This is a genomic window from Candidatus Methanomassiliicoccus intestinalis Issoire-Mx1, from assembly GCF_000404225.1.
Taxonomy (GTDB): Archaea; Thermoplasmatota; Thermoplasmata; order Methanomassiliicoccales; family Methanomassiliicoccaceae; genus Methanomassiliicoccus_A; species Methanomassiliicoccus_A intestinalis.
Genome location: NC_021353.1, coordinates 1,292,920 through 1,311,820, shown reverse-complemented (window position 1 = coordinate 1,311,820; position 18,901 = coordinate 1,292,920). Strand labels below are relative to the sequence as shown.

Here is an 18,901-nt window from a genome sequence, read left to right as displayed (position 1 = left end):
GGCATGCTATGAAATTCGAGTTTGCCGGAACTAAATGGTTCCTCTTGCTGGTGGCCTTTATAGTCCCGCTTATACTATTACTGGTGTCCATATTCACAGGAACTGGTATTTGTTCCGTAGTGTTTTTCATTGTTTGGATTGGTGCAATATTTCTTATCTTTTACCTTCCAAGGTTTTCTGAAAACGAAGAATGATCATTTTAATACAATTTGGGACTTACAAGTCCCATTTACTTTTTAAACCTTTACGAATGGCTTATATTATTTATGCGCTTAACTGTAAGATATGGGAGTAAACATCTCTGATATCGTTCCTTCGGAAAAGATGGAACTTTCTGGCCTCTCCGACAGAACACTTGCAATTGATGCATACAACTCAATCTATCAATTTTTAAGTATAATCCGAGGCAGGGATGGAACACCTCTTAAAGATGAGAATGGAAGAGTAACATCTCACCTTACAGGACTTTTATACCGCAACATTAACTTTTTACAGGCTGGTATACGGCCTGCATATGTTTTCGATGGCTTGCCCAGTGCATTAAAGGCACAGACTCTTGCAGAACGATTTGAGAGACGAACGAAAGCTCATGATGAATGGAAAAGAGCGATTGACGAAGGCGATATTGAAAAAGCAAGATCCAAAGCTGCTCAATCTACAAGAATAAGCAATGAGATTGTGGAAAGTTCCAGAATTCTCCTTACATATATGGGGCTGCCTATTATCCAGGCTCCCTGTGAAGGTGAAGCGCAGGCAGCATACATGGCAATGAAAGGCGATGTCTGGGCCGCATCATCTCAGGACTTTGACTCACTGCTGTTTGGAGCTCCGAGGCTTGTTCGTAATCTTAACATCACCGGTAGGCGCAAAATGCCTGGCGGCAGAGAGTATAGGGACATTTTCATTGAAGAAGTGGACCTTGAGAGGGTTTTAAAGGAAAACGGACTCGAAAACAGGGAACAGCTGATTTCTCTCTGCATTCTTATCGGGACTGATTACAATAAAGGTATACGAGGAATCGGCCCCAAAAAGGGATTGAAATTAATCAGACAGTATGGTTCAGCATCCGCAGCATTGGAGGCCATAGGGGAAAACATTCCGAATCTTGATGAGGTTCAGGACGCGTTCATCAATACAGCGATTACTGAGGAATATTCATTAGAATGGAAACATCCTGATTTTGGACGCATCATCGAATTCATGTGCGAAGAGCACGGTTTTTCAAGAAAACGAGTAGAGTCTTCATTGAACAAGCTGGAAAATAAAAAGAGAGTCAAAGGTGACTATAAAAAACCGGTACCGACTAAATCGCAGATGAGTTTGGATGATTGGCATTAATCATTCATTTCTTCTTTATGATCTCAACCATAATCTGCGTCAGATATCCGCTGATATTTTTGTTCAGGCCTGAACGTGTAATTCTGGCACACCGCATCCTTAATTAACAACAACAGGATTACCGCGATGGAAGTGAACAGGCGATGATAAAGCAGGTTCAGGCTGAATACAACCCTCCAGAGCTTGAGAAGAAGATTCAAAAACTCTGGAAAGACAACGACACGTATACGAAAACCAAGCAGATGCGTGCCGAGGGAGAGGACTATTACTTCGTGGATGGTCCTCCATATACCACTGGGTATATCCATCTCGGTACTGCATGGAATAAAACGATTAAAGACTCTATTATTCGTTACAAAAGGATGTGCGGATACAACGTCCGCGATCAGCCTGGGTTCGACATGCATGGGCTGCCCATTGAAGTTAAAGTCGAGCAGTCTATTGGAATCAAAAGCAAAAAAGAAATCGAAAGTTTCGGTATTGACAATTTCATTTCAAAATGTAAGGATTTTGCCCTGACTCATCAAGAAATGATGACCGACCAGTTCAAAGAATTAGGTATTTGGATGGACTGGGACAGGCCTTACCGCACCCTTGCCCCTGAATATATTGAGGCTGCGTGGTGGACTTTGAAGAAAGCTCACGAAAAGAATCTTCTTTCTTCAGACAACAGGGTTATCTCATGGTGTCCGCGGTGTGAAACTGCTCTTGCAGAAGCTGAAATAGAGTATGGGGATGAAACAGATCCTTCAATCTATGTAAAGTTCCCTCTGAAAAACGAAAAAGGAGTTTCTTTACTAATCTGGACAACAACTCCTTGGACATTACCTGCAAACATGGGAGTTGCAGCCCATCCTGATCATGAATACGCTAAGGTTCGGTTTAAAAAAGAAGGTGCTGAGGATACAGTAATCATGATGAAATCCCTCATCGAATCCGTGGGAGCAGTCGGGGGATGGACTGGATATGAAATTTTAGAGACATACATGGGAGAAGACATCGAAGGTATGGAATACATTCCTCCCCTTTATGAAGAAATAGATGCTCAGAGAACAATCTCTGGTGAATGGGTTCATAAAGTTCTCTTATCCGATACTGTAGAAGAAGACATGACTGGTCTGGTGCATATCGCTCCAGGACATGGTCCGGAAGACTTTGAGACTGGTAAAAAATACGGCATACCTCCGTTCTGCCCTGTAGATGGCAGCGGAAGATTTGTTCCAGAGGTTGGGGAGCGCTATGCAGGAATGAAAGTTAAAGAAGCCAATCCCCTGCTCATTGAAAATTTGGAATCTAAAGGTCTGATGTTCTTCTCAGGAAAAATCGAGCATCGTTATGGTCACTGCTGGAGATGCCGTTCTCCTATTATCTACCGTAACACAAATCAGTGGTATCTGAGGATAACTGAAGTTAAAGATAAAATGCTGGAAGAGATTGCCAGAGTGGACTGGGTTCCAGAATGGGCAGGATCTTCTAGAGAATATGACTGGACGATGAATGCCCGTGACTGGTGCATTTCCCGTCAGAGATACTGGGGTATTCCAATCCCAGTCTGGATGTGTTCCTGCGGTAAAATGAGAGTTATCAGTTCGTCTGATGATCTCAAAGGTGCAGAAGGTTACGAAGAGGGAATGGATCTTCACCGTCCTTGGATAGACAACGTAACATTTGACTGCGAATGCGGCGGAAAAATGAAGCGCGTTCCTGATGTCTTAGATGTATGGTTTGATGCAGGTGTTGCTTCCTGGGCTGCTCTGGGATGGCCCCGCAAAACCGATGAATTTAACAGATGGTGGCCTGCAAAGTTCATCACCGAAGCTCACGATCAGACCAGAGGATGGTTCTATTCACAACTGGGATCTTCATGTGTAGCTTTCGACAGGGCTCCTTACGACAGAGTTCTGATGCACGGATGGATGCTTGATGCCAAAGGCCTTCCAATGTCCAAAAGCCGCGGAAATGTAGTGGAGCCTCATGATGTAATCACTGAATATGGTGCAGATGCTCTTCGTTTCTATCTTCTCCGCGTTTCATCTCCCTGGGAAGATGTATCTTTCCAGCGTGAAGGTGTAAAAAGTGCAAGAAAGACTCTTAACATCCTCTGGAATGTAGCCAGCTTTGCTTCTACATACATGTCTATAGATAATTTTGACCCTCAAACTCAAAAAGTTTCTAAAGACTCACTGCGTCCAGAAGACCTCTGGCTAATGTCCAGGACAGAAAAACTCAAAATGACTGTGACTGAGAATCTTGAGTCTCTTGATATTCATAAAGCATGCCGTGCTCTGGAAGATTTCATTCTCGGGGATCTTTCAAGATGGTATGTCCGTTTAATCAGAGACAGGATGTGGAGTGAATCAGCAGATGAAGACAAACTCGCAGCTTACAATACTCTATACTCATCGTTGATGACCGTTGTGAAACTGCTCTCTCCTTTCTGCCCTCATATAACAGACGAGATTTACATGGCAATGGACGGCAGCAAGGAAACTGTACACATGGTGGACTGGCCTTCTGTTGACAAGTCTCTCATCGATGACAATCTCGAAGCTTCTATGGAGCTGATGCAGGAGTTAGTGGAAGACATTACAAGGGAAAGACAGAAAAATAATGTCAAGCTCCGCTGGCCTCTGCGCAGAATCGTTGTCAGAATAAACGCTCCTGAAGTTGAAGGTTTAATCAAGAGAATGGAAGAAGTTCTGCTTTCTCAGGCTAATGTAAAGGAGATCGAATATTCTTCAGACAACTGGGACGAGCTTCTGCTTGTTGTGAGTCCTGTACCTAAACCGATAGGCCATACCTACAAGCAGGCGTCTGCAAAGATCATTCCTGCAATAAAGGAAGGAGACGCACGTGCCATTAAAGCCGGTACTGATGCCGGGGCATACATGCTTGAAATCGATGGTGAAACCTATAAGATCACAGAAGAAATGGTTTCCTACAATTATGTTCCACCGTCTGATGTCATAGCTGTGCCGTTCAGCCGCGGAGATCTCTACATTGACTTCAATCTCGATGAAGATCTTAAACTGGAAGGATATGCAAGAGAAGTGATCAGGCGTATTCAGCAGATGCGTAAAGACATGAAACTTGATGTCGAAAGTTTCGTTTCTGCAGAAATTAATGCCGGGTCTCTTGCAGATGCTGTCTCGGCATGGAAAGAGCACATCATGAAAGAAACCAGATCTACAGATCTGATTATTTCTGATACTCCTTCAGGCGAGTATTCTGTCGATTGGGACATCGAGGGAGAAAAGGTAGTCATTGCCTTGACTCCTTCAAAATAAATTTAACTGGGGAGAAAATCCCCTCTAATTATTTTGTAAATACTTAATCAGTCTCTGTAGTGAATACGCTACTTGACTCATGTGTAATTCACAGCTTATTATTTAGAAATTTAAACTCGTATCTTACAAAATGTTGTATTATAATCGCAACTCCAATTCCTGAAATTATGCTAAATGAGGTCCGCATGATGGAAGAATCCACAAAGTTTATTTTAATTACTAAGCACTCAAATAATGTTGCTAGTGAGAGGGCTAATGAGATTAGCAACAGCTTAGTATTGTATGTTTTAATAATTTTTAGTCCGTCATCCGTTAAAATTAGACCTATTTCTATTCCTACCAATACTGAAAAATCTCTAATGCAAAGTGCAATCTCAGAACCATTAATTATGAAACTTCTACTCATCTGCTGATGGCATAAATAATCACTAATCGAATATATTGCTCTTGAGATTGGATCTATCTCATCCCATAGCTCTGCATGATCAATAACCCCAATCGAACCATCCAAATCTACAAAATATCCAGAACTATACATATATGGGATGATTATCATTAATGTAAGTATGATCGATACAACTGTTAGTGCGATTCTCCCAGGTGTTGATACCTTCATACACATTCCATCTAATTGTTTGTTATCTATATATTACATTTATTAAAAAAAATTGAAAAAGATAGTTACGCAGAATATAACTACCTTATAAGCGCCGTCCAATGTATCCAATTAATGGAATACATGCTGTTCCAGCAAATATTAATGGTACTGAAACTATTAAACTAATGCAGTTTGATTTATTCCATTTAGCATGTAATACCATATCTTGTGTTATTGGTGTATTAAAATCAAATTTATAAGATAATGACGAATCGGTGTACCACCCACCAAAGCTGTAGCTATATGTCATTCCTCCTTCTCGTGTGGGATCATCTGGTTTTATAGCCTCTTTTCTTTCTACGATACTTTGTGTCTCTATTTTTGAACCGCCATTTGAATCAAACGATATTGTATATTTTTTAGTAATTTGATCCCATTTAGCGTATAATGTCGTATCTTTTGTAATTGGGGTGTCAAAATCATATTTATAGGATAAATTGGAATCTGTATACCATCCCCCAAATATATATTCATGTACTCCATCATTATATGTCGGATCGTTTGGAGCTATGGCCTTTTTTCCTTCTATAACCATCTGTGAAGCAATATTTGAACCACCATTCGAATCAAATACTATGTTATATTTAGGGTGAGGTGTGCTAATCCATTTAGCATATAATGTTATATTTTTTGTTACTGGCATATCAAAAGAATATTTTTGTGTACAACTTGAATTTAAATACCAATTATCAAATGAGTATCTATTATTCATATCATCCTCACGTATGGGTGTAGAAGGAATTTCTGCGGTACTTCCTTTTAACACGTTTTGTGAATCAATCTTATCTCCTCCATTTGATATGAAGGATACTGTATAATATATATCAGATATTGTCACTTCATCTCCAGATTGTCCATTTGTACCTTTCATGCCGCTTGACCCACTAATGCCATCTCTTCCTTCAAATTGAATGTGAGTAATGTCGGCAACCACGACCCCTTTGGAACCACCGTTGCCACTATGTCCTCCCGATCCACCAATTCCCCCATCACCAGGTATTAGACCTTTACCACCATTGCCACCGGTTCCGCCATTACCACCATTACCACCGATTCCACCGTTACTACAGATGGGTGTTTTTACTACAAACAACTGCCTTGTTCCACCATTGCCACCAGTTCCACCATTGCCACCAGTTCCACCATTGCCACCAGTTCCACCATTACCGTCTAAAACGAATAATGAAGAAGGCGATCCTGAATATGTGGAGTATATTAAACCGGTTCCACCATTGCCGCCATTACCACCATTGCCGCCATTACCACCTTTGCCGCCATTGCCGCCATCGGATACTTTGTATCCATCGATGCTGCTAACTCCTTTGCCACCAGTTCCGCCATTACCACCATTACCACCTTTGCCACCATTACCGCCGTCACCTCCTGTGCTATATATGTAGGCATTATCAGAAATTGTGAGGCCAGATGTTACTATGCCGAATGCTCCATTGCCACCATTAAAACCATCCTGTCCATTATTACCCGTAGAACCTGATGTGCTTTTAGTTGCATTATTCTCGATTGCATTTTTGCCGGAATTTCCATCACTAGCTTTGGTACCATCGCTCCCATTACCACCATTTCCTCCTGTAGCGATAACTTTTCCACTTCCAGTAACTGTTAAATCATGTGTATTTATTGCAACTAATCCGTTAGATGATGTCTCACCGTTTCCTCCATATACCTCAACATCGCAATTAATAATCATATTGATGCTAGCAGAATATATTGTGGACGTGTAACTTTTTGAACTAACTGCATCTGAACCCTGAATAATGACCTTGTTATTGCAGATTAGATTAACCTTATATTTGGCTGAGTTAGGATAATCTATTGAGTATATGGCTGGTTGTCCATTAAGACTTTTAAATCCCACATCATTTAGAGTTATTGTCAAATCTGTCGATCTAGAATCAATGCATATTGAAAACCCGTCTAATATCTCGTTTGTCAATGTGTATTTTCCATTTATTACTAATGTCTTTATATTAGAATTGATATGATATGTTTTTCCTAAATATGCTGTTGATAATTCAATGATATTAGAGTTTTCATCATTCTGAACAATGATGTCCGGAATGTCACTTACTGCATCATCCTCATTTAATGAATCATCATTTACTACATATGTAAATATAGACATACTAAGCATCACAACAACAGCTATTGATAGTAACATTTCTTTTTTCATTAGCTATCTTCTCCATTTTCAATATATATTACCAATCTTTCCTTGAGCCAGGCATCAATGCATCAATATATTCTTTTTTTAACATTTTTACTATGAATAAATCCTGATCGATGATCTGTTTTTCTTTTTGGGTCATATTAGTTCTATCAAACTCTAGTTGTTTTTCTTTTTTAGTTAAATATCTAATCTGATCTTCGATCTTTTGTTTATGGTCTGATCCAAGCTTTTCTTTGTTGCACTCATAAGATCTATATGCGTCAGATGGTAATAAATTTCCAATATCTGCATCTTTCCTATAGATTTCTCTGATGACAAAATCCTTTAATTCCTGATCATTAATATTTTCTATTGCTACATCGAGTGTTTCTTTAGGACTTGTAAATGGAAAAACTTGTGTACCATTCACTTCATCATCTTCTATTATTATTTCTGTTTTTTTATTAATAATTTTTTTATTCAGTATAACCCCTCCTTGTCAATATTAGCATTTTTTGAATCTCATCATACTCATATCTGTATTTTTTTAAATCAAAGTATTTATCTCTCAATTGCATAATTATATTACGTACGTCACTCATATTTAGATCTAAAATTTTAACCATAAATGAGTCTTCATCGATATGTTTAATAATTGCCCTATCCAGTTCATACTTGTTTGATGCAATTAATCTATTTTTTACATAGTAATTCATAGCCATTGATGGACAATTAACGTTCTGTTCACATTCATGGTCTAAAAAACAAGTTTTATTATCTATGTTAAAATACTGATAATTATTATTAAAATCATATGTTACATCAAGATGATACCACACATCATCTAGTTTTACAATATTCCATTGATGATTATTTCCTGTTATTGAAGCGCAATCTACTCCATAGCTATTTAGTAGCAAGCAGGTAGTATGTGCAATTGATGAACATACACCACGCCCATACAAAAGAGTCCCCAGTATACTGTGATATTCTGATTCCTCAATTCGGTCATTGGATTGTTCTTTGTGCCAAACACTGTTTTTTATTATCCAATCATGAACTGATTTTTCAATGGAAAAATCATCTGTGCAGTTAAATATATCACTATAGTATATTTCATTTATTTTATACACTATCTGATCATCCAATATTGTTTTCTTATCATTGTCGAACATATATTTTATTTTTATTTCAATTATTCCATCATTAGTCTTTATCGAACGGTGACTTATGTCATATATCATCGGGTCATCAAGAATAATTTTTGATATTATGTTGTCAATTTCACAAAAGTTGTAATTTTTATTTAAATATATATATATTTGTTTCTATCTATTAATCCAGAATGTATCCTATCATATGCTTCTTTTAATCTAATATCTAATTGTTCATAGTAGTACTTATATCGATTTTCCATTGATACTTTTGACATTCATATCACCTATCTGAATTATACTCATTTTACTCTTAATATCAGATCAATTGGAAGTGATTCTTCTAGCTCTGGTGTGAGAGTGATTGTACAAGAATTTGTTACGCCTATGCACTCACTTATGACGCTTAATATTCCAGATGAATCTACTTTCAATGTGGTTTTTATTGGCGTATCTTTGGGAACAGTATGTGGTAATTGAACAATTAATGTTCCTATTTTATCACATTCATCTAATGAAGTATATTTTGTACCTATTGATGAAGCATTTTGATATATGTTTTGGTGAAGAGCTGTGCATTCATAACGTGTTAAGTAGTCCAATGTGCATTCGCATGGTATACTTTGACCTATATGTATATGATTACAACAAACTATATCCTCATCTTCATCATTCGGGTACGCACTAATCCCAAACGTATTGGAAAGGCGCTCTGTTAATATAGTTTCATTATATTCTTTACACCATATCGCTGCACCTTTTGATATGGATAGGTCTGGATCCCTCATCAGTATCTTATCAGCAAAATCTGGATGCCTTGCTATCATTCCTTTTTTGATTTGAGGCATCCTCGACCCCCCTCCAACAAGTATTATTTTGTATATGTCATCTTTTGTTATTTTTTGAAGACCTTCCACTTCACTATTATATGCACTTTCTAGTGCATTATCAAATACGCCTAGTGCTTTGAGCAATAAATGTTCTGTTTTCTTTTCAAAATCCTCAATGCTAAATCTAAAATTTACAAGGTCGCCGGTTGAACGTAATACAAACGTAGTATCCAATGATCCAGAAGATAACTGAATCTTATATTCTTCTGATGTACACTTTATCAATGTATAATCAGCAACACTCTTTCTAATATCCTCTTCTGATCTATTAGTCTGTTGTGAACATTGCAGTAACATTTCTTTCTCTACTTCAATATCCCATAATGATCCACCTAGCATTTCTTCTCCTTTAGATGAGCGTATTTTATATTCCAATGTGTAGTTCTCATCACCATCTCGCTGCACCTTTATACACGTAGCAACCGTAACATCAAGTGTACCACCACCTAAATCAAAGACTACTATTGTTTTTCCGATCGTATCTTTATTTGTTTTAAAGAATGATATTGCAGCTGCAGTGGGTTCATTCAAAAGACTTTTAACTGAAATTCCAGCAGCTTTTGCTGCTTCCAAAACAAGATTTTTTTTATTCTCCATATAATTTGCTGGACATGTTATTATACACTCATAACTTTCATTACCATATTGATTCTTGTAATGCTCCATCAATTTTTTTAATACCTCTGCAGATACATCTACGGGAGTCACACTCAAATTTTCATTTATCTTCCATCTTTTTTCTGAACCCATATACATCTTTGCTAATTTTATAGTTTTATTTTTATGTTTAACATCAAACAAATATTGTTTTGCTATATCTCCTACAACAATTCCGTCTTCTTCATAACTAACTACAGACGGAAGAGTATGTTTATCCGATGCCGATGTCTCTATCACTCTTGGCTCATCTTCCATATCTGTAATTCTGGATATGCAAGAGTTAGTTGTTCCTAGATCAATTCCTAGATATACTTTCATAATATTCACTCTTGTTCATAGTTTTCCATTCTTGTAAAAATCATTACCTTTTGTTGACGAATTATTCTGTCATTTCTTTTATATGAACCACTATCAATGTAATTACTAATGGTACTTACCTTATACTCATCTTCAGTATTTTCAGTTCCTATTATTCTCATAGTTTCATAATCAACATTTTCTCCAACTAAAAATTTTTCAATATACTCTACATTTATATTCTTTAGAGCACATCTAAACATCTGATCTATACTCAAAAATGATTTTTTATAATCAAAGCTATTGTTATTTTCAGCAGCATTGTACATTTTTTTATAATTTTCGAATACATCTATAAAGTAATCAATGATCTTATTTTCTGTATCTATGTTTTTACTCTTTGCTAGATCTCCACACGTTTCATTTATTACGGAAGATAGATGTTTTCCCAAATCATTAATACCATCTGTAATGTTGATCTTAGAGTATAATGAAACTAGCACATTATATGCATGAATTATTTCATCAATCTTCGTATTTATGTCTCTTAACATTTCTTCGAATGTTTCAATACTTTCTTGATTCTCATCGTTTGTCTTTTCGTAATAGCCAGCTCCAGAAACCATTTGAAGTACTGGTTCAAGCATTTTAATTATCTGTTGTATGCTATTATGTATCTGTAATAGCTCATCTTTTTTGTCAATTTGATCATTTTTTTCGAGTATGATCTTTCCACTAATATTAATTCTAGAAGTAGATGCGTTGTTTATTTTTGGAGGTTCTAATCTGGATAAGTCATTAATATCATCAGATAACCCATTAACATGGCTATTGGAACCTTCATAGCCATTTTTTTCACATAGCTCTTCAGTACCATTCTCAGAATCTTGAATTGTTTGGTCTGGATGTGATATTTTGTCCTCATTAATCGTTAAATCTGTTTTTTTAGGAGTTATTGAGGATGAACGTCCCCCCCCCCCCACTCAAATCTTGGTTATTCTCAATCAAATCAACCACGCCCTCTTGAACAGATGGTAATCCTTATAGTACCATATATACATATCTATACATCTCTTATACAAAGTAAAATTTAGACTTACTGTAATGTACATATGCAATACTGCTCATGAAGCATATGACCCATAAAATTAAACTTTATTTATACATGCTTTATATTTTATATTTATGTTTAATAATATTTACATATATTTTTTAGATATCATAATAATTATCATGACAAAAAGGTCAGGGTATTTAGGAAATCATTGGATATATTATGACGTCTAGTCAAATTTTAGGGTTTTTGAAGTATAGTATGCAATGCGATAAATCTGCAAAGCTGATCATCATACATCAAGAGTATATTGAATACTGTGTGGATTAATAAGTTTCACACATCCCCTTGTACTCTAACGGTTTGTAAACATTGTGGCCTTTCCCCGTATGTTCTTTTATGCCTAAATACGTCCGCCACCCTCTCTATATACTCCAGCCGGACTGCACACATCCTCAATTAGATTACTAAGTGAAAATACATTCTAATTATGGTTGATTATATTTTTTTAACTCAGCTTCATGAAACATCATAGCTACTAACTTATCGATGGATTTCTCCAATGTCTCAAATGGTCATAACATCTTTTTCCATGAATCTTTTTAAACATGCGGTGTCTAATATCAACTGGTCAAATATCTAATAGCTGATGTGTAATTATAATAGTTGGATTGTATTTAAAAATATTAAATACCTCCAAGAAGGAGGCTGTTTTAAAATAAAATAGATTTAGTTGGTTTTTACAAAGACTAGCTCATATGACCTGTTTCCAAGTCCGATTTTTTCAGCATGTTCTAAACAGCTCCGCCATTCCGATTCAGGTGTGGAATTGGTGAAATGATCATGGTGGTCGACAAAATCTGCTTTTTTCATATTATCTGTCAATTGGCTGTTAGGCAGTGGCTGAGCAGCAAGGCAAGCGTCTACGCAAGCCTGATCTAAAGCTAAAGGATCAAATGACGCGAACATTCCAATGTTTGGAAGAATTGGAACATCATTTTCACAGTGACAATCGCAGTTAGGTGAGACATCAATAATCAGAGATATGTGAAATTGTGGACGTCCATATACGACAGCTTTCGTATATTCCGCCATGCGGCAGTTCAATTCCTTTATGGCACTGGAATTTTCAAATGAGATTGCATCGAAGTTGCATGCTCCAAGGCATCTGCCACATCCAACACAGTTTTTAGAATCAATTCTCATCTTCTTTTTCTTCTCATCAAAAACCAGACCATTGTTGGCACATTCTCTTTGACATAAACGGCATCCACGGCATTTTTCTTCATCTATGCATGCCTGACTGTTGCTGTGTTGTTCTGTTTTTCCGACACGTGAACCGCAGCCCATTCCTATATTCTTGATCGCTCCTCCAAATCCAGTCATTTCATGTCCTTTGAAATGACTTAGACTGATAATAACGTCAGCATCCATTATTGCACGGCCGATCTTTGCATCTTTAACGTACTCTCCGCCTACAACCGGTACGGAAATATCATCAGTTCCTTTTAACCCATCTCCGATTATTATCGGGCAGCCTGTAGACAAAGGTGTAAATCCATTCTCCCATGCACACTCAAGATGTTCTAGAGCATTTTTACGGCTTCCGGGATACATGGTGTTACAGTCTGTCAGGAATGGTTTTCCTCCCAATTCTTTAACTAGATCTGCGACTGCTTTAGCATAGTTCGGGCGCAGGTATGAAATATTGCCCAGCTCACCAAAATGCATCTTTATGGCAACAAACTTTCCAGCCATATCGATCTGTTCAATTCCAGCAGCTTTAATCAACTCTTTAAGTTTGGCCGGCAGTCCGTTGCCGAATGCGGTTGTGCGAAAATCGGTATAGTAAACTTTTGATTTTTCCATTTCAGCTCCTCCTTATCTGTATAGTTTTCAATATACTTTTGAAAGCATTATTTTCATTGATTTTCTGAGCTCTTCGATAGATTACAGAGACATCATACATATTATTTAAACTTAGAGTTTGCTCAAACTTTAAGATATTGAATTTCTATGATATTATGCAACAATCTCTCTCAGAACTTTGCCTATATCTTCATCAATACATATGGAACGAGGTTCGATCTCTTTAGCTGTATGTGCTTCACCCAGATTTATGCAGGCATAGACTGCCTGTGGGTTTAAATAAGTCATCCTCCAGAAAGGATATTTGATGATAGCTGGAGTATTGCATCCTACTCCCAGTTCCAAAAACAATATGCGACTATTTTTATGATTTTGGATATACATGGAATAATTCTCTGCTGCAAAATGCCAGTCTTCATCTTCTACAAAATTGTTATCGATGCGAAGATTTACACACATTTTTCTTCCACAGATGGGGCAATGTGGTATCAATTCTGAAGGTATCTTCATGTCTTCCTGCTCTGACACCATGCGACGTACGATCATTTCGTTGTCGTATGTTTTCTGATGGCACGGTTTTGAGCACTGCCATAACCCATAATCTCCTTGAGTACAGAATATTCTGTTTTTGTCAAAGCCGGCAATCTGAAATTGATGGTCTACGTTTGTTGTAATTACAAAATAGTCTTTATTCTTTACAATCTTTAATAAATCCAAATATGGCTGGCCAGTAGTTTTGTTATATCTATTAACATAGATGTATCTGCTCCAGTATGCCCAGTATTCTTCTGCTGTCTGATATGGATAAAACCCTCCGGTGTACATATTTGTTAAATCATATCTTGTGATAAAGTCTGAAAAATTCTCCTCGAATCGTTTTCCAGAGTATGTCAAACCTGCAGATGTAGACAGGCCTGATCCCCCGCCTATCACAATTGCATCAGTTTCTTCGATCTCGCACCGAAGGCGTTTAATTTGTTTTGAGTAGTCGTCTGTAGATGTCATAATCCACTTCTTTGAAAACATTGAAAATTACATTCATCTTATGTGTTTTCAAGAATCCTTTTACAGAATTCACGGCAATTTTGGCAGCATCATAATTGGGAAAGTGAAATTCTCCGGTAGATATGCAGCAGAATGCTATGCTCTTTACATCATGATCTGCAGCAATGTTTAAACATGATATGTAGCAGGATTCCAGTAACTCACGGTCTTTTTGTGTGACTTCATTCTGAATCATAGGCCCGACAGTATGAATTACATACTGAGATGGCAGATTGTATGCAAAAGTTATTTTGGCAGTTCCAGGCGGTTCTCTTCCTCCTTGTTTTGTCATTAAGTCGCTGCATGCAAGTCTGAGCTGTACCCCGGCTGCAGAATGAATTGCATTATCTATGCATGCATGTCTTGGAATAAAACATCCTAAAAGGGAACTGTTAGCCGCGTTGACAATCGCATCTACGGCAAGTGTAGTAATATCTCCTTTCCAGATGTAGATATGCTCATCAATGGGGCTAAGATCATTCAATGAAGTAATCTTCTTCTTTGACAGCTCTTCTGAAAGGTATTCGTCCTGTATCTCTAAAAACTCCTTACTGACCTGATTGGGTGTCCTGATATTCATCAAGTCCCGTAGCAGTTGTTTTCTTTCATGTTCTGAAGACGGTACATCTCGGCAATCTTTGTTTTCCTGCAGAAGATGCTCGATCAACCACCGAAGGCGTTCTTCTTGTTTCATTCTATCATCTTCTTTCTATAGCCTGCCGGTCGCATGCTTCAGTGCATCTCCCACAATGCAGGCAGTTCTCTTCTTTAATCTTAACTGAAGTATATGAGACATCTATACATTTCTGGGGGCAGACATCATAGCATAAAGAGCAGCCGTCACATTTTTCGGTAACAAAATACCCGGTTTCTCGAATGATAGCATTCCCAAATGAAAATTTTTCTCTGAATATAGGTTTTACACTGAGATCAAAAAATTCTCCCTCTCCTTCATAAATTTGAAAGACTGTCAAGGATGTCCGGCTTTTCTCATCAGGATAAATCTCAGCCATGTATTGATTCTTTGCAAATATCTCTGGAATGCGGCCGTTTCCAATTTCTTTTACTTTTCCGCAGATAGTTATGGATTTTGAAGACAATGTATTTTTACCTTTTATTCCTGTAAGTGATATTATTGGGTGGGAAACGAGGCGGTCATAGAAAGCTTTCCCCCTAGCAGTCAGAAAGTATAGGCCTTCTTCACCAGCTAACATAATATCTATTGCACATGTCACGGGATTTCCGTTATTATCTACCGTAGCAAAAATGGTAGAATGGATCTCATTCACCAGCATGTGCAGATACTCTTCATATCTTTTCATATATGTCTTATCTGAATTGATATGGACTCATATATAGAAAGCAGTAACCTTGCGGATACTGTCACATATAAATAATAAGTGTAAAGCGCTTAATCCAAATGGGTTCAAGCGCTTTTGTTGTAGATTTTAGTAAAAGTGTCTCAGGCTTGCTTCAGCAGGTCTTTCATATCATCTTCCGGTACTGTGATCGGAGCAATGCCGAAGTTCTCAACAAGGTATGTCAGAACGTTTGGGGACATGAATGCAGGAATTGATGGACCCAGGCGGATATTTTTAATTCCGAGGTATAACAAAGTCAGCAGAATGCTGACTGCCTTCTGTTCGTACCATGAGATTACAAATGAGATGGGCAGATCATTCACACTGCAGTTCAGAGTTTCAGCAAGTTTCACAGCTACGTGGATTGCACTATATGCATCATTACACTGCCCCATATCTAAAATTCTGGGGATTCCTGCGACAGTGCCTAAATCAAGATCATTGAAACGGTATTTGCCGCATGCCAGTGTCAGCGCGATGGAGTCTGACGGTGTGAGTTTAACAAAATTCGTATAATAACTGCGCTCAGGTTTTGCCCCATCGCATCCAGCCACCAGGAATATATGCTTGATCTGCCCGTCTTTTATTGCATTGATTACTTTATCTGCAATAGACAGCACAGTCGCGTGTCCAAATCCAGTAGTAACTTCTTTGCCGCCATTTATTCCTGCAAACTCCACATCTTTTTCATAGCCTCCGAGTTCCAGCGCTTTTTGTATCACTGGAGTGAAATCTTTATCCTCGTCAATATGAATCGTCTCGGGAAATGATACTGCTCCGGTTGTGAATACACGGTCAGAATAGCTGTGTTTGGGAGGCATCAGGCAGTTCGTTGTAAACAGGATCGGTGCAGGAATGTCTGAGAACTCTTTTTTCTGATTCTGCCAGGCCGTACCAAAGTTACCTTTTAAATGGCCATATTTTTTAAGTTCTGGATATGCATGAGCCGGCAGCATCTCCCCATGAGTGTAGATGTTTATTCCTTTTCCTTCTGTTTGTTCTAGTAGGAGTTTCAGATCTTTCAGATCATGCCCGGTTATAACTATGAACGGGCCCTTGTTTACTGTAAGCGAAACAGTTGATGGTATTGGAGTTCCATAAGTTTCAGTATTGGCTTTATCCAGCAGCTCCATGCATCTTAGATTAACTTTGCCTACCTCCATTACAATCGGCAGCAGTCCATTCATATTAGCTTCTGGATTTCCTACAGCTCGTAATCCTTCGAAAAAGAAGTCAGAAATTTTATCATCTTGATATCCAAGCATTGCTGCATGATACGCATAAGCAGCCATGCCGCGAAGGCCGAATAATATAAGTGATTTAAGTGAACGGATATCCTCTGTTTCTGCCCATAACTGCAGTGAATGATCTGAATATGTATCTTCAGAGTTGGTATTGGGAAACTGGGAATTGATTTCCTTAGTCAGCGCAGTTATTTTTTCACAGTCAAAATTGACATTGGTAATCGTTGTGAACAGCCCTTCAAGCATGAGGCGGCGCTGATTGTCATTCGGTTCTTTTCCATTTAGAGACAGAGACAGATCGATAAGTGCCTGTGTCAAGCTGTCTTGTGTATTGGCTACCATGAATGATTTTCCGCATACACCGTTTTCGCCGGTACATCCTTTGCATCCTGCTGTTTGTTCACACTGAAAACAAAACATTTTTCCATCCATTTTAATCACCTGCTTTATTTTTAATTATTTTTCCATTAATTGATATTATTGAAGTCTGCAACGGGATAGTTTTTCCGCTGTTTTGAAGAGCTTTTAATACTGCATTTTCAAGACCGGTGCAGCATGGCACTTCCATCATCACAATCCTGATGCTGTTGATCTTGTTATTTTTGATAATTTCAGAAATTTTCTCACTATAATCTATTGAGTCCAGTTTTGGACATCCTATTAATGTGATGCGGTTTTTGATAAAATCGTTATAGAAATTTGAATACGCAAAAGCGGTGCAGTCGGCGGCTATAAGCAACTCCGAATCATCAAAGTAGGGAGCGTTTGTGGGAACGAGCTTTATCTGTATCGGCCACTGATTTAGACAATTATTGTCTAAAGTGTCGATAACCCTTGTCTGTCCTCCTGGACATCCGCAAGCAATCTCCTTTTCTTTGTTTTGCAGATGTGATTTTACAGCATTTTCATCGTAGGCTTCCGCTTCTCTTTCTTCAATCGATATAGCTCCAGTCGGACATCCTGGCAGGCAGTCTCCTAATCCATCGCAATAATCATCTTTGACAAGCTTAGCTTTGTTATTTACTATCTGAATTGCCCCTTCGTGACATGCGTCTGCGCATATGCCACAGCCGTTGCATTTTTTCTCATCAATCTTAACTATTTTTCTTATCATGACACTTCACACTGTAGCAAATGAAATATAATAAATAAAACAATTACGTTGTAAAAACAACAATGTGAGTATAATGAAAAAATATCTGCATTTGATCAGAAATTCACCGCTATTTTCCGGCATGACAGATGATGAAATACTATCTATCTTAGACTGCATGAACGGCACTGTTAAAAGATATCAGAAAGATGCAGTCATCCTGCGGAGCGGAGATATCGTTCATAATGTCGGAATAGTATTGAGCGGGAATGTGCATATCGTGAAAGAGGATTTCTGGGAGAACGATAACATCCTTACATGTCTTGGCAACGGCCAGATTTTTGCAGAAGCCTATGCCTGCTTAGGCACAGAAAGGCTGGAAATCAATGTAATTGCCAAAGAACGCACTGACGTCCTGTTTATTAATGTAAATAAAATAATGAATGTGTGTACTTCAGCATGCGAGTTTCATTCAGTCTTAATCCGTAATTTACTTTGGAGTCTTGCAGAGAAAAATCTTGTTTTGACAAAGAGAATAGAGCATACCTCAAAACGCAGCATTAGAGAAAAACTTCTTTCTTATCTTTCTGAACAGTCTAAGAAAGCCCGCAGCCCTGAATTTGAAATACCATTCAACAGGCAGCAGCTTGCAGATTATCTTTCCGTGGATAGGAGTGCAATATCCAACGAACTGTCTAAACTTAGAAATGAAGGATTGATAGACTTTGAAAAAAATAAATTTAAACTAAATGAATTGTCAGCATAATCGTTACAGATAACTCTAT

At 37.8% G+C, this 18,901-nt stretch carries 16 protein-coding genes; 4 read left to right on the top strand and 12 right to left on the bottom strand.

Annotated elements, in window-relative coordinates; genetic code table 11:
* The first annotated feature begins 8 nt into the window (after window positions 1-8).
* From H729_RS06190 to ileS, 3 genes are all read left to right on the top strand, one after another.
* Window positions 9-194, top strand: coding sequence for a hypothetical protein (locus tag H729_RS06190; protein ID WP_020449152.1), 186 nt, complete (start codon window positions 9-11; stop codon window positions 192-194).
* A 91-nt stretch (window positions 195-285) separates the two neighbouring features.
* Window positions 286-1,338 (top strand): flap endonuclease-1, encoded by a 1,053-nt coding sequence (fen, locus tag H729_RS06185; protein WP_020449151.1) that lies wholly within the window; start codon window positions 286-288, stop codon window positions 1,336-1,338.
* Window positions 1,339-1,481: 143 nt separating this feature from the next.
* Window positions 1,482-4,625, top strand: a complete 3,144-nt coding sequence (gene ileS, locus H729_RS06180) for an isoleucine--tRNA ligase (RefSeq protein WP_020449150.1) — start codon at window positions 1,482-1,484, stop codon at window positions 4,623-4,625.
* Window positions 4,626-4,713: 88 nt separating this feature from the next.
* Here the strand turns inward: ileS and H729_RS06175 are convergent, their stop codons facing one another.
* The 12 genes from H729_RS06175 to H729_RS06120 form a co-directional block, all read right to left on the bottom strand.
* A complete protein-coding gene (locus H729_RS06175; RefSeq protein WP_020449149.1) occupies window positions 4,714-5,241 on the bottom strand; it encodes a DUF2085 domain-containing protein in 528 nt (175 codons plus the stop codon).
* An 85-nt stretch (window positions 5,242-5,326) separates the two neighbouring features.
* Window positions 5,327-7,474 carry an InlB B-repeat-containing protein gene (locus H729_RS10245; RefSeq protein ID WP_020449148.1) on the bottom strand — a complete coding sequence of 716 codons (2,148 nt, stop codon included), beginning with the start codon at window positions 7,472-7,474 and terminating at the stop codon, window positions 5,327-5,329.
* Between the two features lie 28 nt (window positions 7,475-7,502).
* On the bottom strand, window positions 7,503-7,880 hold the full coding sequence (locus tag H729_RS06165; RefSeq protein ID WP_020449147.1) for a hypothetical protein: 378 nt from the start codon (window positions 7,878-7,880) through the stop codon (window positions 7,503-7,505).
* A 46-nt stretch (window positions 7,881-7,926) separates the two neighbouring features.
* Window positions 7,927-8,694: a transglutaminase domain-containing protein gene (locus H729_RS06160; protein WP_020449146.1), complete on the bottom strand. Its 768-nt coding sequence runs from the start codon at window positions 8,692-8,694 to the stop codon at window positions 7,927-7,929.
* Window positions 8,695-8,906: 212 nt separating this feature from the next.
* The gene (locus tag H729_RS06155; RefSeq protein WP_020449145.1) at window positions 8,907-10,472 is read right to left on the bottom strand and encodes an Hsp70 family protein; all 1,566 of its coding nucleotides are present in this window, start codon (window positions 10,470-10,472) and stop codon (window positions 8,907-8,909) included.
* Between the two features lie 5 nt (window positions 10,473-10,477).
* Entirely contained in the window at window positions 10,478-11,434 is a 957-nt protein-coding gene (grpE, locus tag H729_RS06150) for a co-chaperone GrpE (RefSeq protein ID WP_020449144.1), read from the bottom strand.
* 800 nt (window positions 11,435-12,234) lie between these two features.
* Window positions 12,235-13,374, bottom strand: coding sequence for a DUF362 domain-containing protein (locus H729_RS06145; RefSeq protein ID WP_020449143.1), 1,140 nt, complete (start codon window positions 13,372-13,374; stop codon window positions 12,235-12,237).
* A gap of 153 nt (window positions 13,375-13,527) precedes the next feature.
* Entirely contained in the window at window positions 13,528-14,379 is an 852-nt protein-coding gene (locus H729_RS06140) for an SIR2 family NAD-dependent protein deacylase (protein ID WP_020449142.1), read from the bottom strand.
* A complete protein-coding gene (locus H729_RS06135; RefSeq protein ID WP_020449141.1) occupies window positions 14,345-15,112 on the bottom strand; it encodes a protein-ADP-ribose hydrolase in 768 nt (255 codons plus the stop codon). The genes H729_RS06140 and H729_RS06135 overlap by 35 nt, the downstream gene beginning before the upstream one ends.
* Before the next feature lie 4 nt (window positions 15,113-15,116).
* The gene (locus H729_RS06130; RefSeq protein ID WP_020449140.1) at window positions 15,117-15,740 is read right to left on the bottom strand and encodes a 4Fe-4S binding protein; all 624 of its coding nucleotides are present in this window, start codon (window positions 15,738-15,740) and stop codon (window positions 15,117-15,119) included.
* Between the two features lie 140 nt (window positions 15,741-15,880).
* Complete coding sequence (gene hcp, locus H729_RS06125; protein ID WP_020449139.1) at window positions 15,881-17,455, bottom strand: hydroxylamine reductase; 1,575 nt, start codon at window positions 17,453-17,455, stop codon at window positions 15,881-15,883.
* Between the two features lies 1 nt (window position 17,456).
* Window positions 17,457-18,137 carry an ATP-binding protein gene (locus H729_RS06120; RefSeq protein WP_020449138.1) on the bottom strand — a complete coding sequence of 227 codons (681 nt, stop codon included), beginning with the start codon at window positions 18,135-18,137 and terminating at the stop codon, window positions 17,457-17,459.
* Window positions 18,138-18,210: 73 nt separating this feature from the next.
* Here H729_RS06120 and H729_RS06115 point away from each other — a divergent pair, with 73 nt between their 5' ends.
* Window positions 18,211-18,882, top strand: coding sequence for a Crp/Fnr family transcriptional regulator (locus H729_RS06115; RefSeq protein WP_020449137.1), 672 nt, complete (start codon window positions 18,211-18,213; stop codon window positions 18,880-18,882).
* Window positions 18,883-18,901: the final 19 nt, after the last annotated feature.

Bases quoted from the DNA above. Each gene is read 5' to 3' on its own strand.
- H729_RS10245 (WP_020449148.1), bottom strand. From the start codon at position 7,474: ATGAAAAAAGAAATGTTACTATCAATAGCTGTTGTTGTGATGCTTAGT.
- H729_RS06140 (WP_020449142.1), bottom strand. From the start codon at position 14,379: ATGACATCTACAGACGACTACTCAAAACAAATTAAACGCCTTCGGTGC.
- H729_RS06155 (WP_020449145.1), bottom strand. From the start codon at position 10,472: ATGAAAGTATATCTAGGAATTGATCTAGGAACAACTAACTCTTGCATA.
- H729_RS06130 (WP_020449140.1), bottom strand. From the start codon at position 15,740: ATGAAAAGATATGAAGAGTATCTGCACATGCTGGTGAATGAGATCCAT.
- H729_RS06135 (WP_020449141.1), bottom strand. From the start codon at position 15,112: ATGAAACAAGAAGAACGCCTTCGGTGGTTGATCGAGCATCTTCTGCAG.
- H729_RS06120 (WP_020449138.1), bottom strand. From the start codon at position 18,137: ATGATAAGAAAAATAGTTAAGATTGATGAGAAAAAATGCAACGGCTGT.
- ileS (WP_020449150.1), top strand. From the start codon at position 1,482: ATGATAAAGCAGGTTCAGGCTGAATACAACCCTCCAGAGCTTGAGAAG.
- H729_RS06160 (WP_020449146.1), bottom strand. From the start codon at position 8,694: ATGATATATGACATAAGTCACCGTTCGATAAAGACTAATGATGGAATA.
- H729_RS06145 (WP_020449143.1), bottom strand. From the start codon at position 13,374: ATGGAAAAATCAAAAGTTTACTATACCGATTTTCGCACAACCGCATTC.
- fen (WP_020449151.1), top strand. From the start codon at position 286: ATGGGAGTAAACATCTCTGATATCGTTCCTTCGGAAAAGATGGAACTT.
- H729_RS06175 (WP_020449149.1), bottom strand. From the start codon at position 5,241: ATGAAGGTATCAACACCTGGGAGAATCGCACTAACAGTTGTATCGATC.
- H729_RS06115 (WP_020449137.1), top strand. From the start codon at position 18,211: ATGAAAAAATATCTGCATTTGATCAGAAATTCACCGCTATTTTCCGGC.
- hcp (WP_020449139.1), bottom strand. From the start codon at position 17,455: ATGGATGGAAAAATGTTTTGTTTTCAGTGTGAACAAACAGCAGGATGC.
- H729_RS06190 (WP_020449152.1), top strand. From the start codon at position 9: ATGAAATTCGAGTTTGCCGGAACTAAATGGTTCCTCTTGCTGGTGGCC.